Raw genomic sequence first — 15,529 nt, forward strand, 5'->3', positions numbered from 1 at the left:
GCGGGCCCTACCCTTTCCAGATCCGCTTATAAGCCGCAATCAGTGCAGGCACCTGATGCGGCCAGGCCATTTCAGCCTCGACCCGGGCACGCCCATAACGGCCCATGACAGCGCGGCGTTCCTCATCCGCCAGCAGTTCGGTGATCTTGTCCGCCATATCCACCGGATCGTTGGCCTTTGCATAAAGCGAGGCCTCCTGTGCCGAGAACCGGCCTTCGGTCACATCGAACTGAACGATGGGTTTTTCAAATGCCATATATTCGAGGATCTTGTTCATGGTCGATTTGTCATTCATCTCGTTCACCCGGTCCGGGTTTACGCAGACATCCGCGGTCGACAGGATCTCGAACAGATCGTGATCCGGGGCACGCCCGGTAAAGGTGACATAATCTGACAGACCCATATCGGCGGACTGTTCCCGCAGCTTGTCCAGGCTGGGACCACCACCCACAAGACAAAACTGGATGTCATCACGGCCCTGCCCCTGCACCAGATGCGCCACGGATTCCAGCAGCAGGTCGATCCCTTCCTGATCGCCCATCACGCCGACATAGCCCACCATATGTTTCCGCCCATTGCGCCAATCCGGGTTCGGCGGCAGATGCTGCAGGCGGCTCAGATCGGGGCCCGAGCGGACGATAAACACATCCTCAGGCGCCATGCCGCCGCGTTCCATGGCGATCTTGCGATAGCTTTCATTGGTGGCAATCGACACTCGGGCCGAAGCGAAGGTCAGCCGCTCAAACGTCTTCATCAGCTTCCAGAAGAAACCACGCTTATTGAATTTCGCCTCGTAAAGCTCGGGGTTGATGTCGTGGTGATCGAACAGATAACGCACGCCAAAAAGTTTGAACGGCAGCGCCACCAGAAAGATCAGATCGGGCGGGTTGCAGCCATGGATGACATGAAATCCGCGGGTGAACTTGATCTTCAGCGCCAGCCAACTTTCCCAGAACAGCGCCGCGCCATATTCCAGCAGATACCCCAGCGCGCCGCTGGCATCCAACGGCAATGGATGACGATAGACCTTGATCCCCTCGTCTTCCCACACGCGTTCCTCATAGCCTTTGCCGGTGGGACAGATGACCGAGACCAGCGCGCCTGCGGCAGCCAGCGTGCGCGCCTCCATCCAGACGCGGCGGTCGAAGGGCACGGGCAGATTCTCGACCACGATCAGAACCTTCAGCCCTTTCAGGGGCTGGCTCTGGCGCAGCTCGTCAAACGAGACCGGCTGAATGGCGGATACGGGGCTAGTCATATTCATAGGTTCTCACCACCTCTGCATCGCCAAGGTCCAAATCATTGATGATCCGGTTTGAACCGATCACCAGATCCCATGGTCCGGCCTCGGCGGTGGCACGATCCACCAACAGGCTGCCCACTGTTGGCAGGTGGGTAAAAGTATAACCCAGGTTCTGGCCACGCAGATCGGCCGGTTTAATGGCCGGATCATAGACCAACAGCTGATACCCCGCCTGTAGCAGACGCCGGGCAATATCGACATTGGGGCTTTCACGCAGATCGTCGGTTCCGGCCTTGAAAGCCAGCCCGGCCATCAACACACGGCCTCCTTCTGGCAGCCGCGCCATGATGTCCTGCGCCTGATAGGTTTTGTGCGCCTGATTGGTCTGCAACAGGCTGTCGATCAGATGGGTATGTGCGCCCACCTCACCAGCAATATGCTGCAACGCACGCACATCCTTGGGCAGGCAGGACCCCCCGAACGCACCGCCCGGACGCGTGTAATAGGATGAGATGTTCAGCTTGGTGTCCGAGACGAAAATCTCGTGCATGGTTTTCGCTGATACACCCATGCTGTGGCAGATGCGGCCAATCTCATTGGCGAAGGCCACCTTGGTCGCGTGCCAGGTGTTGTCGACGAATTTGGTGATCTCGGCCTCTTCAAAGGCGGTGTAGAAGACCGGCGCATCCAGCCCTTCATGCATCTCATCCATCACTGCGGATCGGTTGCCATCGGCGGTGCCCACAACGATCTTGGGCGGGTTGAAGAAATCCTCCACCGCCGAGGCCTCGCGCAGAAATTCAGGGTTATAGACGATCTCAATCGCCTGCGCCGTATGGTCGCCCAGATAGCTTTGGAAGATCGGCTCGATCAGTTGCCGCACCGTGCCGGGCCGGAAGGTCGACCGATAGGCCACAGTCAGCGGCCGCGCCCGGTCGGGTGAGACGGCCTTGGCGATCTGGCGCGTCACCTCGGCCACGAAATTCATGTTGTGTGAACCATCAGTGGAACTGGGCGTGCCGACGCAGACAATGGCTAGATCGACATCGAACAAGTCCGGAATTTCAACCGTGGCGTGGATCAGGTTCCTGGCCAACGCTTCGGTCAGCAACTCAGCCACCTGGGGTTCCTTGATCGGGGGCTGCCCCGCATTGATTTCGGACACCTTGTCGGCGTTCACATCGACACCAACCACCTCATGCCCTTCACGGGTCAGACAGCACGCCGCCGTAAAGCCCACATACCCCAAACCAAAAATCGCAATTTTCATACTGTAATACCGCTCTAAAACTCAGCACCCAAAGACATGCAAACCGTCACGCTTGGTTTCTTTCTATATTTGCTGTCCAATTCATGACACCAATTGAGAGTACACTTTGAAGCAGAATTCAATCTACTGGTACGAGATACGAGTATCCTCTGATACATGAAACAAAATCGTTGCGAGGCACATACAAAACAGCACTATGTGGGCACCTATCAGTCGTCCGGTCAGAATACCAGAATCGCGATCCTGCGCGTCTCGGGGCATCCCAAAGGGTCGCCGGTTTGGAAACACTAACGCAGCAATGCGTCGTTTGTTATGAGTTTGGAAAGTTAAGAACGTGAAGCAGCCGTCCGATCCTGCTCCAGCTAAAAGCACATCTTCCCGCACGTCCACTCTTGCGGTGGGTGCAACCACATTGTTTGCCTCCAGCCTGTTTCGGCAAGTGCTGGGGCTGCTCACCCTGATCGTAACCGCCCGGCTGCTGACGCCCAAAGATTTCGGCATCGCCGCCTATTTCCTGGTTGCAACGGCCTTTCTTGAGATGATGCAGCGGCAGATCGCCGTCGTTCTCATACGGCTTGACGACGTCACCCAGGAACACCTGAGCACAGTGTTCACCTTTCAGGTGATCCTCGGTCTTGCCGGGGCGCTGTTTTTCTACGCGACCCAGCCTCTGCTTACCCTTCTGGACATACCCGAACTGATCCAGCTTGCCCCGGTGCTGTGTGTCCTGTCCCTGATCATCGCCCTGAAAAGCTCGCGCTTTGTCCTGTTCGAACGCAAGCTGCGCTTCAGTTTCGCGGCCGGAGAAGAAACTATAAGCCGGATCGTGTATTCGATCATCGCCATCAGCCTGGCCTGGCTGTGGGGTGATTTCTGGGCCATCATTGTCGCCAGCTTCTGTGCACTTGTGACCCGCAGTATCCTGACATTCAGCATGGCCCCCATGACCGTGCGGCTGTCTCTGGCCCGCTGGCGCGACTGTTTGTCCTTTTCGGTCTGGACCACGGGTGCTCAGGTTTCGTTGTTCTTTTCGAACAACATGCCACAGCTCATCATCGGCGCGACCCTGGGGCTGGCCGATGCCGGTATTTTCCGGCTGGGCAACAGGCTAAGCACGCTTGTCACAACGCAGCTGTTTGCCCCCCTGCAGCGCGTGCTTTACCCCGGTCTGGCAGACATTTCCCGCAATACCGACCGGCAGGATGAGGCGTTCAACCGGCTCAACGAGCTGCTACTGGCAATCGTGCTGCCGATTTCGCTTGGGATGGCGCTGGTCGCCAATCACATCGTCGTCGTGGTGATCGGCTGGCAATGGCTGGGCGTGGCACAGGTGATCTGGATTCTGGCACCGCTCAAGGCGCTTGAAACGCTGCAGGAAAACGTCCGGTCGGCCTCTTACATAGAAGGATCGACCAAGATCCTGTTCATCCGGAACACGTTTCTTCTGGTGTTTGTCTGCCTGCTGATGCGCGAAGGCGTTCAGTTCGGCTTTACCGGCGCGCTGCTGGCAGCGGGGGCGGCCAGTCTGGTTACGATCTTTACGACGCTGATGATCGCGAAACGGTTTGGAACCCGCACCTTCTTTGGGCCACTCACCGTCGCCTGGCGGTCTTTTGCATCCACCCTGGCCATGATCGCGGCTGTGCTGTTCGTCAGCAGCGCCTATGGCAGCGGCGACGCGGTGGGCTGGGCGTATGAAACGGCGGATGACCTGCCACTGCTGCGCTTCCGGTTTGCGGTCAAGGTTCTGGTCGGGGTGTTCGCCTATATCGGCACGCACCTGCTGCTGTGGCAACTGGCCGGAAAGCCCAAGGGTGTCGAAAGCCTGGTTTTGGAACTGGTGGCCAAGATCAGGTCCAGATTCGTCGCGGCGCATTGAGGGTCCGTCCAGCAGGCTCAGGCCGACAGCGCGTCTTTCAGCTCGGATACGATGTGATCGACATGCGCGGCTGACAGATATTGGTGCAACGGCAATGTCAAAGTGCGGTCCTTGATCGCCATCGCCTGTTCCTGACCTGTCCAGTCCAGATTGCGGTTGAACCCTGCCCACCAGGGCGTTGCCCCGATCCCGCGGTCCTGTAACCGCTGCACAATCCGGTCCCGGCCGTCCACCATGATCGGCATATTGAGCGGACAGGTCGAGGGCGCAAGTTCGGGAACAAGCATCCGTATACCCGGCATGCCCTCCAACAAGTCCCGATAGCGTTCCCAGTTCGACCGCCTGATCGCAATGGCCTGAGACACGGAAAAGGCCTGCAGCGGACGTGACGCAAAGAAGCTCATGCGCGCATTCCGCAGGGCCGGGTCGAAATAGTAATGCCACGGGATATCTTCGAGCTGCCCGTCGACAGGACCAGCCTGTGGTTCCGCCTGATCCGATCCGCGCAAGGCCTGCTTCAACCCTCTGATGCGCTGCGGACCCAGCACATTGACCAAACCGGTGCGGGCCAGCGTCTTTGCCACCCTTTTATGCGGCGCTGGCCGCGAAAACGGATTTCCGGCGGTCAGGTCCGAAGCGTTGATCACAAGCGCCCCGCCCCCCAGAACGGGGAGGAATTTGTAAAAACAGAATACCGAAACATCACCGGTGTGGCCTTCCGCAGGAGTGGTGCCGCTCAGCAAGCTCAGCGCGCAATCCTCGATCAGGCGCAAACCGTGCCGGTCACACAATGCGCGCAACTCTGCCAGGGCGGGTTGGATCACCCCAAAGAAATGCGTCACGTAGATGGCCCGCGTCCGCCTTGTGATCAGAGGTTGGATCCGGTCCGGATCGGCGAGCAAATCTTCGGCAACCGGATACTGCCGGACCGAAAGACCGGCGTCGATCAGCGGGTCAACCTCCGATCCGCAATTGTAGGCTGGGGCCAGAACCTCGTCCCCGGGCTGCAGGTCAAGAAGATCGCAGGCCGCCCGGATTGCGACACGGGTATTGAAGCTCCAGAAAACCGAACGGTCCTGAAACAGGGCCGCATATCCGCCTGCGGAATCGCGGCGGAACAGGTTGGCCAGCCGCATTGGCGGATCACCGCAATAAAGCGCTTTCTTCCCTGTGTCGGTGGTCATCTCACCCCCTGCCCCTTAGTAGCTTCGCCAAACGCGACGGCGTGTCAGGCGGCTTTCATCGCAATGTCCAACGGGCACAAACCCCACTTTTTGAATATTGAGCTTGGAGGGCACATTGTAATCCCGGCAATTGGTGAAAAACCCCTGGACCCCATCGGCCACCCTGTCGGCGACGATCGCGTTCCAAAGCTGGCCCTGCAAATTCCGGCCCCGGTACTGCGGCAGGACGTAGATGTGCCAGAACAGCTCCTCATGCTCATTCAGGGGCACAAAAAAATCGCGGCTATGGGCGGCATCCCGGACCCAGGCCAACGCCTGAAGGTGACCGTCTTTTTCCAGCACCCAAAGCCGCCATCCGGCCTTGAGCCAGCCCATTGCCCCCCAGTCATGCGCGGCCTCGGGATCATTCAGCAAGGCCAACGCGTCTTGAGGGAAATCGTCCGGCGACAGGATTTCCCGGACCTGCCCGGCCTTGGGGTCGCCTTTCCGGCTGCCCGCGTCCAGCCGGAAAACCAGATGCCGCTTGCGGACAAAACTGTCCATCAGGGCCAGCCAGACCTGCCGGACCAAAGCCGCCGGTCCGCGCTGCGCGGCTCCCAGGATCAGCTGTGTCTTGCCTTTTTTTGCCAGCTTCATGTTTTGTGTCACCAACCATTCGTGCGGGGTCACCCCGTGACGGCCCGCTTGACCTTTTTCAGCTGCCCCCGGATCAGACTGCGCGCATTCCCTGTCAGATAGACATGCCTGTTCACAATCTTTTCCCGCGCGGAAATGCGCTGGACCACCTGCGGATTGAATTCCGATTTGTACTTGTTGATGTTGAATTTCTTTTCGCCCGGAACCGGCGTCCGATACCCTTCGACGTCCAGAATAATGCAGCCCTTTTGCCTGGCCCAGACCATCGTCTCAAGCCACAAGGCGGGCGCGATCCGCAGGTTGCCCGCTGCGCGCAGATGGTCCGGTTCGGTGGTGAAATGCCGCCCGTGCACGACATCCTTGCTGCGATACACCAAAAGCCCCGCCAGAAAGACCTCTTGCTGCCAGGCCAGAAGCACGGTGCCCAGATCGCCCGGTAACAGCACATCCTCGAACGTCGCCTCGTAGGCGGGCACATCCAGTTCCTGCAGCCCCCGCTGGTGCCGCAACCGATTCATGCTTTCTATGAAGATGCGGAATTCATCGGCTGTGCGTGCAGCGCTGAACGAAACGCCCTGCCGCTCGGCGCGCCGGACCTCGCGCCGCGCGCTTTTGGAAAACGCCTTCATAATCTCGTCCGGCGTTCCGGTTATGTCGACCCATCCGGTTTGGCGAAACTGTTCTTCTTCGGCGATGCGCCATCCTGCACGCGCAAGAATCGCATCAAGCGTTTCGGCATCTTCCCCGGTCCAGAACGGCGTGACATTCAGACTGCCGACCCGGGCAAGCTCGGGCTGTTGGCACAGGGCCTTTAGAAAGCGTTCCATGTCTGTGGCATTGTCGCAAACCGGGCCGCTCAGGCAAAAGGCACGGGACCAGGCGCAGGGCAAGAACGGGTGCGGTTCAAGTGAAAGCAGGGCGACACCTGCAAGCGCCTCACCACGACGCGCCAAGGCATAAATCACCTTGTTTCCCAGTTTTTGTTCCGAATTTGCAAACAATGGCGATTGCCGGGGGTGCTGGCGTTTGGCCGCATTCAGGAACGCCACCCACTCAGCACGTTGCTCTGCGCTCAGGGCCTCAGTGCATTCAATTTTAACGCTGTCTTGCCCTGCAAATTGCTGCACTGCCAAACTAATACCTCAATACGCTGATATATTTACTTTGAATTTCACAGCTACTTTTTAACAACAGTCATCGTTTGACCGAGTTCAGTGTATTCATAGATTCGAACAATGGCTAAACAATTTGAAAATGTATGCGGTTAAAGAGAACAGGGTTTCATGATTTTATCGTCGCACAGCACACATGTCGAATGCGCTGTTTCCATCGTAATCGTAAACTGGAACACCCGGGACATCCTTCGGGACTGCCTGATCTCGATCGCGCGTGAAACGCAGCAGCCGCATGAGGTCATCGTTGTCGATAACGCGTCAAGCGACGGATCGGCCGACCTTGTCCGCGATGAGTTTCCTGATGTCCTGCTGATTGCCAATGACGCGAACCGGGGGTTTGCCGCCGCGAACAATCAGGGGCTGGAGATCGCGCGCGGCAACAACCTGCTGCTGCTCAACCCCGATACGATCATCCTGAACGGCGCCATCGACACCATGCTGGACTGGCTGGCGCAGCACCCTGACGTAGGCTGTGTCGGATGTCAGGTTCTGGAAGATGAGGACACGATCCAACGCACCTGCTTTGCCGATCCCGGCCCGGGCAATCTGGCGCTGAGCGAATTTGGGTTGCGCCGCCTGTCACCGCATAACCGGTTCTTCGGCCATGCCGAGTATGGCGACTGGAACCGGCGGTCCGAGCGTGAGGTCGATGTGGTTTCTGGCATGTTCATGCTGGTGCCCCGCCGTGTCTTTGAGGCTGTCGGCCTTCTGGACGAGGCGTTCTTTGTCTACTCGGAAGAGGCCGATTGGTGCCGCCGCATTCGCGATGCAGGCTGGCGTTGCGTCTTTGCCCCCGAAGCGCAGATCATGCATTTGGACGGCGGTGGCAAAAGCACCGTTCAGATCCGGTCGCGTATGTTCGTTCAGATGCAGAAAAGCAAGATGATCTACCTGCGCAAGCATTATGGCCTGAGCGGCGCACTTCTGGGCCGGATGATCTTTGTCGGCTCTTCCATATTGCGCTTCGTCATGTCGGCCGCGAACCAGCGGGACGAGGCCGCCGCAAGACGGCGTCTGGCGCGGGCCTCGCTGCGGTATCACCTGACCCGGCAGGAGCCGGCAGAGTGAAGGACACGGGCACCCAGATGATGTTTCAATGGGTCAATGGGGCAGAACCCCTTGAGGACATCGCCGCAGAATGGGCCACCTTGGCCCAGCGGACAGGAGCGGATATCTATGCCACACCGGTCTGGGTCCTGACCTGGTGGGTCCATTTCGGGCGCGGCAGGACGCTCAGAACCCTTGTGGTGCACGATGCGCAGGGTCAGCTGGTCGCCCTGCTACCCTTCATGATCCATTCGGTCTGGGCAGGGCCGGTCAGAATACGCATCGCCAAACTGGCCGCAACAGACCCCAATACAGTGCTTTTCCGGCTGGCGGCCGAAGACCACGTGCTGGCGCAGAGCCTGGCAGAATCCCTCACCGGCCTGCTTGATGAGGGCCGCGCCCATCTGGTCAGCTTCAGCCCGGCATCCGAGCGTGGCGGCATACTCGCCGCTATCCGGGATGTCGTGACCCAGAACAACAGCACCCCGGCCCTGACCCTGTCCGCTGCACCCTCTGGCACACATACCGTTTTCGAACTGCCCGACACGTTTGACGGCTATCTTGCAAACCTGTCCAAGAAGCGGCGCAGCCAGTATCGGCGGGATCTGAAACATCTGCAGAAAGATCACGAGCTGACCACGGCGCTGACCCATCCCGGCAGTGATCAGTTCCGGGATTTTGTCGGCTTTCACAACCGGCAATGGCAAGAGATCAGAAAGGGCGGTCATTTCGTGGACTGGCCCGGCAGCGCAGCGTTCTACAGCGATCTGGCAGATGCAACATTGCAAAGCCATGAAACCTGGTTTGTCGAACAGCACGGTCGGGATGGGCCCCTTGCCACCCAGTTTTGCCTGGTCTCGGGGCAGGTCTGCCACTGGCGGCTGCCCGCCAGATCGACCGACCCGGAACTGGAACGCCTGAGCCTGGGCAAGATCGGCCTGATCCAGATGATCGAGCAACTGATCAGCGCGGGCGTAACCCGGATCGAGGCCGGGATTGGCGCATATGGCTATAAGCTGATCTATGGCGGTGAATCGGTGGCCACCCACCGTCTGATCGTCTCGCGGCAGTCGGCGTGGTCGTCTTTCCTGATCAAAATCAGCCTCGGCTGGGCGCGTTTTCTGCATCTGGCCTATTACAGGCTCTGGTTCGGTCGCATCGCCCCGCGCCTGCGATCGGTGATCCCGCTGGGGTACAAACCTTTATGGTCCGCCTGGATCAGAACACGGATATGACCCCGGCATGATCACTGAACAGCTGTCCGTAAAAGTTCTGTCCGAACAGGAATGGCCCGCGCTCAGCGCGCGGTTCCGGGACCTGACCTATGAACAGAGCCTGACCTACGCGCGCGCGGCAGCCACACGGATCGGCGCAACCACGGAATTTGTCGCTCTGTATGATGCACAGGAAACGCCTGTTGCCGCGGCCTGCCTGCGGATCAAAAAGATTCCGGTTCTGAACCGGGGCATTGCGTGGATCGCCGCAGGGCCGCTGGCCGTTCCCAACGATTTACCCGAACCCGGCCCCGACACCCTTTATTCAATTTTGTCGGTGCTGCGCGACCATGTGCATTCCGCAGGGCATATCCTGCGCCTACGCTTTCCGGTTCATGCCTCCCCGCCAAAGGATGCGATTGCGCGCGCAGGCTTCACACCGACCGAACGGGCCGCACCCTATCGCACCGTGCTGATCGACCCGGATCAGGAAGATGACAATCTGATGCGCGCCCTGTACGGCAAATGGCGCAACCCGTTGCGCAATGCGCTGAAGGCGGGGCTGGAGCTTGAAACCGGGCCAATCCGGGACCTGTCAGGCTGTTTCAGCCACCTTTATGAACAGGTGCGGGAGGCCAAGGGGTTTCAGCCCGATATACCGCCGGAATTCTATTATGCGCTGTCGGGGCCGGATTTCGACCATGACGTTCTGATTGCCCGCAAGGATGGCGAAGATATCGGCGCGATGACGATCGGAGTGTCCGGCCCGAACGCCACCTATCTGTTCGGCGCCACGTCCGAGGCCGGGCGGAAGCTCAATGCCGGGCACTACCTGATGTGGCAGTCCATGCTGTATTGCCGCGAACGGGGAGTGAAATGTTTCGATCTGGGCGGGATCGATGCCGAGGCAAACCCAAGTGTCACCCGTTTCAAACTGCGCACGGGCGGCGCGGACATCACGGCGGCGGGGCCTTATGAAGCCCGGCCAAACGGGCTTGGGGCGGGTCTGATCGACCTGGCCGAAACCCTGCACAAAAGGCTGAGGTCCTGATATGGCCCGCCTGATCGGATTGAACTTCCACGGAATTGACGCTCCGGCCCGTGACCTTGAAAACGGCGAAGCGCCGTATTGGCTGTCTGAGGCTCAGTTTACAGACGTTCTGGACCGGGTGGCGGCAAGCCCCAATCCGAAGGCCTTTGTTCTGACCTTCGATGACGGCAACTTGTCGGATTACGAAATCGCCCTGCCCGCCCTGACCCGGCGCGGGCTGACCGCGACGTTCTTTGTGCTGACCGGGCGGTTGGACGAAACCGGCTCTCTGGCCCGCGACCACGTCAAGGCGCTGCTGGCCGCCGGAATGGGCATTGGCAGCCACGGGATCGCCCATGTCGCCTGGAGCACGCTTAGTACCGAAGCGCTTGAACAGGAACTGACTCAATCCCGCGATGTGCTGCAGGAGTTGTGCGGCACCCCTGTGACCGAGGCCGGAATACCGTTCGGCCGGTACAACGCCCGCGTCCTGCGCGCCCTGCGCCGCACGGGCTATAAAACCGCGTTTTCCAGCGATACAGGGTCTATGAACGACACCGCCTTTCTGCGCCCACGCACATCCCTGCGCGGGGATATGACACCGGCTGAGATTGACGCAATACTTATGGGGCAAATGCCTGTGACCCGCCGCATACGCCGCGCGGTCGGCATGATCCGAAAACAGCTTCTGCCGCTGCGCTAAGGCTTTCAGACAGCGTCCTTCGATCCTGTGGCCGAGGACCGGGCATATCCGAATTTATCCAGAACATGCCCCAGTTCCTGTTCGATATAGGCCAGATGCTCGGGCTCCAGCTCGTCTTTCCACTGCCCGCTGCGGCCGCTGCGGATATGCGCGCGTTCGTTGGTTTTCGTGGCCGAGACTTTGCTGCGCTTGCCAGCCTCGAACAGGCGCATCAGGCGGACGCCCAGCTCATGCTCCTGTCCGGTCAACCCCAAGAAAGTGAACATCTCGGAATAGAGTTCATCACGCTGATCACCCATGAGCGCATCATACGGGACCTCAAGAATATCCGGGTCATCCAGATCCCAGTTCTCAAGCGTTTCGCGGCTGAAAAAGATGAAATGGCGGATTGTCATGAACAGACCTTCGGTCTTGTCCACCGCCTGAAGCTTTTCCTGATAAGTCCGCCCGTTTTCGTCCGGGACATGAGCCCAAAGCTCATTCGTCCACAGGTGGTAATGATAGGAGGATACGATCATATCGCGCGGATCCCGCATGATATGTATCCCCCGGTAGCGCCCGATTTCAGACCAGGGCGTCCGGCTGTGCGTCGACAGGAAAACCCGGGTCTTCGGTTGCGGGGCCTCTTTTGAGATATCCTCGAACCGGGCATTCAGCCCAAAGGCCAGAAGCTTGAGCACGGCCTTGAAATAGGTGGTCATGGCCTTGTGATGCGTGCCGACAAATATTTTGGGTTGGTCTTCCTCAGAGGCCCGCGCCCGCATCCGGCTGGCGATTAAGAGCGGAAGGATTTGCCAAAATTCAGGGTTCTTCAAAAGCCCGTAATTCTTGCGAAACGTGATGGGGACCTGAGTCAGCTTTTTCTGCAGTTCCGACCGCTTCGGCTTGCGGCCAATCCCGGCATCTGTCGTAATCTTGCTTTGCTGAACTGACACCTGTCGACTTCCTTATACACTTATCACAAAACGCGCCGCCCCCTTTTGGCCGCTTATGTTCCCTCGGGCCCGAACCGCGTATAGCGTATCCGCCGCGTGCGGCGCTGGTTCGCCTCGACCTGCGGCTGATCGCTTTCCTCTTTGGCATCGACCATCCAGATCCCCGCACCAAGCAGGAACATCAAAAGGCACAATGTAGCGTCCCAGACATGCACTGTGATGGCTGAAACACAGAACCCGGCCAGGGCGAAGAGATACCCCAACCGGTAGTTTTCCAATTTGCTGGACAGCTTGGCGCGCCCCAAAATCACGAAAGTCATCACGATGGCCGCGACGATGAAAATCAGCGACGGTAACCCGTAGCGCAAAGCGACAACCAGCCAGAAATTATCGACGCTTCCAACAATCCAGCGCGGGCGCGACCATTCGTTGAATCCGATCCCAAATATCGGACTGTTCAGGATGTCGTCCGAGGAATAGGTGAAAATGAAAATCCGGTTCATCGCCGTCGATTTCTTGAGCGTCAGATAGGCTGCGAAAATCTGGGCCGGAGGCCGGTTGGCGAAAATCTCGAGGAACAAATATATCCCTGCAAACATATAAAGCAGCAGGTTCCACTTTCTCTGGAGGAAAGAGAACACGGTCTTCCAGCCCATCAAGGCTATTTGCACCACGATCGACAGCCAGGCCCCCGACGACAGGGATACAAATGTGGCAAGCACGACGTTGCCGGCCCGGGACATTTTGAAGGTGAACCCTTTGCCATATCCCAGAACATACCAGACCAGCGAAAAGGCAACGCTGCAGAAGACACCGTACAGGATCGGGTGCGGCATCGACCCTTGCGCCCTGTAAAAGCCCAGGCGCGGCTCTTCCTGCACGACGTTGTAAACGTTGCCGATCTTCCCGAAAATCTCGAGGATCAGGGACCTGTCCGCAATGAACTGATAGACACTGAACGGCAGCATCAGCAGCACCGCGATAAAGATCCAGCGCACGAAAACCCGAAAGGCGTGTTCATCCCGTATCATCCAGCGGGCGATGAAATACGGGCCGGTCGTCTCGATGAACGAGATGCCGATATATTCCCACCTCCACAGGGCATGGTGGTAAAAGATCGCCAGCGCCCCCCACAGCGCATAGCCCAGGACAAGGAAATCAGGCGCGTAATACCCGCCCGAGCCGTCCAGCCAGCGGATCAGGGCCGGGAAAAAGAAAACCAGCAGAACAATGCGATACCCGCTGAGTTGCAGACCCGCGAGTTCAAAATAAAGTGGCAGCGTAAAGCCGATGAACAGCAAAGGTATGACAAACGGCCGGGATGTGCGCCCGGTGCTGTCACCCGTCGCCTGCAAATCCCGTCTTGTACCAGTCGATGCCACCAATGAAGTTCACCACCACTTTGCGCATATGTTAGCAGATCCATGTCCTGTCTGACTGTTATCCTGAATACAGGTCATAGAAAAAAAATCACTTTTGATGAATACCATGATTTTAACGGTTTTTGCCCAACCGCACGCGGACCTGAAAGGGGTGTGATTATACGACAACATCCTCAAGCGCTTTCTGGTGCAAATCAATATCCGCGGCATAATAATCTTGCACAAATCCCCGGATTTCGGGCCGGTCAAACACAGAAGGCTCGGAAGAACCGCTTGGTTTCATTAATAATTTCCGAGCCGAAACACGCAGCTTTTCATGTATCGGACCGGGCAAAACCCGCCTGGCAACAGCGCTTCCTGCATACATGACACGGCTCAGGCCCTGATAGCGGAACACCGTGGTCTGGTTGGCATGACCGATTTCCAGCGCATCGGCACCGATATGGCGGGCTAGGTCAGAAACGAAACAATCCATCCGTTCGACGGGGTATAGGTTACGGACCATGCGTTTTCCGTCGACTTGGACAAACCCGGATTGCCGGGCGAAATGGATATAATCCGGTGCGATCACCGCAGGATCGGATTGAAGATAGGTGATCACCTTGCCGATCTCGTCACGGATATCGCTGTCATCTAGCTGCGCGAACTCCTTGCCCAGATACATCTTGGCTCGTTGCGCCATGGCAGACCGGAATCTTTGAAACGGGTCACGCAAAAGCGCGTAGCTTTCATAGCTTTCAAGCTTTCCGAACGCTTCGGGGTCCAGTTCGCGCAGCAATGACAGCGGCAAATGCCGAAAGTCAATCTCACCCAGTTTCGGATGATGCTCTACGGTTTTGAGGAACCGGCTGTCGGCATCATGAAAGGGTAAAACGGCGCTTCGCACGGATGTTCCCGCGCATTTGGGGACATGGACGAAAATAAATCGATACCGGTCAGACAAAATCATAAATCGAAACCATAAACACGAAACAGAACTTACATAGCGTTATGTGCAAAGAACCCACAAAAGGCCAGATGCGGAAACCAAAGACGGGGCGCAATTTCTTGCGCCCCGTCCCGGTTTCTTCCGTTTTGCCTGTTGTTGCACACACTGGCGTCAGGCGATCATGGTGTCGTCCAGAACCGTTGTATCGACAAACTGAACATCATCGTCGATCGCAAAGGCGCTGATCTCGCCATCCACATCGCGGCCCCACGGAGAGCCCAGCGACCAACCCCATTGGCCGCCACCGGTGAAGTCGAAATCCACCCCGCTTTCGTCGATGACAACCTGATCATCAACGATCACCTGCAGCCGGTCCGCATTCTGGTCAACCAGAACGGTGATCGTATGCGTTTCGGTGTCGTTCAGGCCGATATCATATGCCTTGAACCCCTTGTGGAACTTGGCATCATTGTTGGCGACATTCACAACCAACCCGTCGCCGACGACAGACAGGCCAAATTTCGTGTGGTTCCAGACAAGACGCTGCCCGCTGCCGTCTGCTTCGTCCCGGGTAAACTCGACCGTAAAGGCGATCTGGTCCGAAGATTCGAACTCCTCAAGGCGACCGATGTTTACGTAATCGTCCTTGCCGTCAAATTGTATCACCGGTCCGGATCCAGTATTCGCGACGGTCGCATCCCCTTTCAGCTGGATTTCGTCGTTGCCGATCAGCGAGGCAATATCCAGAACGAAATCATCGAAGACCATCCCTGTGGTTGTCCCGCTGTCCGGTTGGGTTGTCCCGCTGTCCGGTTGGGTTGTCCCGCTGTCCGGTTGGGTCGTCCCGCTGTCCGGCTGGGTTGTCCCGCTGTCCGGCTGGGTTGTCCCGCTGTCCGGTTGGGT

Annotated in this window: 15 protein-coding genes; 6 read left to right on the top strand and 9 right to left on the bottom strand. The window is 58.1% G+C overall.

What is annotated here, in order from left to right; genetic code table 11:
* Positions 1-7 precede the first annotated feature (7 nt).
* The gene (locus tag ACR0K5_RS20800; protein WP_480631456.1) at positions 8-1,258 is read right to left on the bottom strand and encodes a glycosyltransferase family 4 protein; all 1,251 of its coding nucleotides are present in this window, start codon (positions 1,256-1,258) and stop codon (positions 8-10) included.
* Positions 1,251-2,513, bottom strand: a complete 1,263-nt coding sequence (locus ACR0K5_RS20805; protein ID WP_480631457.1) for a nucleotide sugar dehydrogenase — start codon at positions 2,511-2,513, stop codon at positions 1,251-1,253. The genes ACR0K5_RS20800 and ACR0K5_RS20805 overlap by 8 nt, the downstream gene beginning before the upstream one ends.
* Before the next feature lie 156 nt (positions 2,514-2,669).
* Here ACR0K5_RS20805 and ACR0K5_RS20810 point away from each other — a divergent pair, with 156 nt between their 5' ends.
* Positions 2,670-2,804, top strand: coding sequence for a hypothetical protein (locus ACR0K5_RS20810; protein WP_480631458.1), 135 nt, complete (start codon positions 2,670-2,672; stop codon positions 2,802-2,804).
* Positions 2,805-2,910: 106 nt separating this feature from the next.
* Entirely contained in the window at positions 2,911-4,392 is a 1,482-nt protein-coding gene (locus tag ACR0K5_RS20815; RefSeq protein ID WP_480631459.1) for an oligosaccharide flippase family protein, read from the top strand.
* A 17-nt stretch (positions 4,393-4,409) separates the two neighbouring features.
* Here ACR0K5_RS20815 and ACR0K5_RS20820 read toward each other — a convergent pair whose 3' ends face one another.
* Genes ACR0K5_RS20820 through ACR0K5_RS20830 form a run of 3 tightly spaced genes read right to left on the bottom strand, consistent with a single transcriptional unit; the run spans position 4,410 to position 7,339 of the window.
* Positions 4,410-5,576 carry a DegT/DnrJ/EryC1/StrS family aminotransferase gene (locus ACR0K5_RS20820; RefSeq protein WP_480631460.1) on the bottom strand — a complete coding sequence of 389 codons (1,167 nt, stop codon included), beginning with the start codon at positions 5,574-5,576 and terminating at the stop codon, positions 4,410-4,412.
* A 15-nt stretch (positions 5,577-5,591) separates the two neighbouring features.
* The gene (locus ACR0K5_RS20825) at positions 5,592-6,212 is read right to left on the bottom strand and encodes a GNAT family N-acetyltransferase (protein ID WP_480631461.1); all 621 of its coding nucleotides are present in this window, start codon (positions 6,210-6,212) and stop codon (positions 5,592-5,594) included.
* Between the two features lie 29 nt (positions 6,213-6,241).
* On the bottom strand, positions 6,242-7,339 hold the full coding sequence (locus ACR0K5_RS20830; protein WP_480631470.1) for a GNAT family N-acetyltransferase: 1,098 nt from the start codon (positions 7,337-7,339) through the stop codon (positions 6,242-6,244).
* 156 nt (positions 7,340-7,495) lie between these two features.
* Here ACR0K5_RS20830 and ACR0K5_RS20835 point away from each other — a divergent pair, with 156 nt between their 5' ends.
* The 4 genes from ACR0K5_RS20835 to ACR0K5_RS20850 are packed head-to-tail and all read left to right on the top strand — an operon-like array spanning position 7,496 to position 11,381.
* A complete protein-coding gene (locus ACR0K5_RS20835) occupies positions 7,496-8,455 on the top strand; it encodes a glycosyltransferase family 2 protein (RefSeq protein WP_480631462.1) in 960 nt (319 codons plus the stop codon).
* Positions 8,452-9,669 (top strand): GNAT family N-acetyltransferase, encoded by a 1,218-nt coding sequence (locus tag ACR0K5_RS20840; protein ID WP_480631463.1) that lies wholly within the window; start codon positions 8,452-8,454, stop codon positions 9,667-9,669. The genes ACR0K5_RS20835 and ACR0K5_RS20840 overlap by 4 nt, the downstream gene beginning before the upstream one ends.
* 7 nt (positions 9,670-9,676) lie before the next feature.
* Positions 9,677-10,699, top strand: coding sequence for a lipid II:glycine glycyltransferase FemX (locus ACR0K5_RS20845; RefSeq protein WP_480631464.1), 1,023 nt, complete (start codon positions 9,677-9,679; stop codon positions 10,697-10,699).
* 1 nt (position 10,700) lies between these two features.
* The gene (locus tag ACR0K5_RS20850) at positions 10,701-11,381 is read left to right on the top strand and encodes a polysaccharide deacetylase family protein (protein ID WP_480631465.1); all 681 of its coding nucleotides are present in this window, start codon (positions 10,701-10,703) and stop codon (positions 11,379-11,381) included.
* A gap of 5 nt (positions 11,382-11,386) precedes the next feature.
* Here the strand turns inward: ACR0K5_RS20850 and ACR0K5_RS20855 are convergent, their stop codons facing one another.
* The 4 genes from ACR0K5_RS20855 to ACR0K5_RS20870 form a co-directional block, all read right to left on the bottom strand.
* Positions 11,387-12,316 (bottom strand): sulfotransferase domain-containing protein, encoded by a 930-nt coding sequence (locus ACR0K5_RS20855; RefSeq protein ID WP_480631466.1) that lies wholly within the window; start codon positions 12,314-12,316, stop codon positions 11,387-11,389.
* 53 nt (positions 12,317-12,369) lie between these two features.
* Positions 12,370-13,701 carry an O-antigen ligase family protein gene (locus ACR0K5_RS20860; RefSeq protein ID WP_480631467.1) on the bottom strand — a complete coding sequence of 444 codons (1,332 nt, stop codon included), beginning with the start codon at positions 13,699-13,701 and terminating at the stop codon, positions 12,370-12,372.
* A gap of 154 nt (positions 13,702-13,855) precedes the next feature.
* Entirely contained in the window at positions 13,856-14,647 is a 792-nt protein-coding gene (locus ACR0K5_RS20865; protein ID WP_480631468.1) for a sulfotransferase family 2 domain-containing protein, read from the bottom strand.
* Between the two features lie 150 nt (positions 14,648-14,797).
* The coding region (locus ACR0K5_RS20870; protein WP_480631469.1) for a hypothetical protein at positions 14,798-15,529 on the bottom strand (732 nt) is incomplete at its 5' end.

The organism is Ruegeria sp. AB9 (genome assembly GCF_056542585.1).

What these genes read in the sequence shown, in the direction of transcription:
- ACR0K5_RS20800 (WP_480631456.1), bottom strand. Translation starts at nt 1,258, where the DNA reads ATGACTAGCCCCGTATCCGCCATTCAGCCGGTCTCGTTTGACGAGCTG.
- ACR0K5_RS20805 (WP_480631457.1), bottom strand. Translation starts at nt 2,513, where the DNA reads ATGAAAATTGCGATTTTTGGTTTGGGGTATGTGGGCTTTACGGCGGCG.
- ACR0K5_RS20810 (WP_480631458.1), top strand. Translation starts at nt 2,670, where the DNA reads ATGAAACAAAATCGTTGCGAGGCACATACAAAACAGCACTATGTGGGC.
- ACR0K5_RS20820 (WP_480631460.1), bottom strand. Translation starts at nt 5,576, where the DNA reads ATGACCACCGACACAGGGAAGAAAGCGCTTTATTGCGGTGATCCGCCA.
- ACR0K5_RS20825 (WP_480631461.1), bottom strand. Translation starts at nt 6,212, where the DNA reads ATGAAGCTGGCAAAAAAAGGCAAGACACAGCTGATCCTGGGAGCCGCG.
- ACR0K5_RS20835 (WP_480631462.1), top strand. Translation starts at nt 7,496, where the DNA reads ATGATTTTATCGTCGCACAGCACACATGTCGAATGCGCTGTTTCCATC.
- ACR0K5_RS20845 (WP_480631464.1), top strand. Translation starts at nt 9,677, where the DNA reads ATGATCACTGAACAGCTGTCCGTAAAAGTTCTGTCCGAACAGGAATGG.
- ACR0K5_RS20850 (WP_480631465.1), top strand. Translation starts at nt 10,701, where the DNA reads ATGGCCCGCCTGATCGGATTGAACTTCCACGGAATTGACGCTCCGGCC.
- ACR0K5_RS20865 (WP_480631468.1), bottom strand. Translation starts at nt 14,647, where the DNA reads ATGATTTTGTCTGACCGGTATCGATTTATTTTCGTCCATGTCCCCAAA.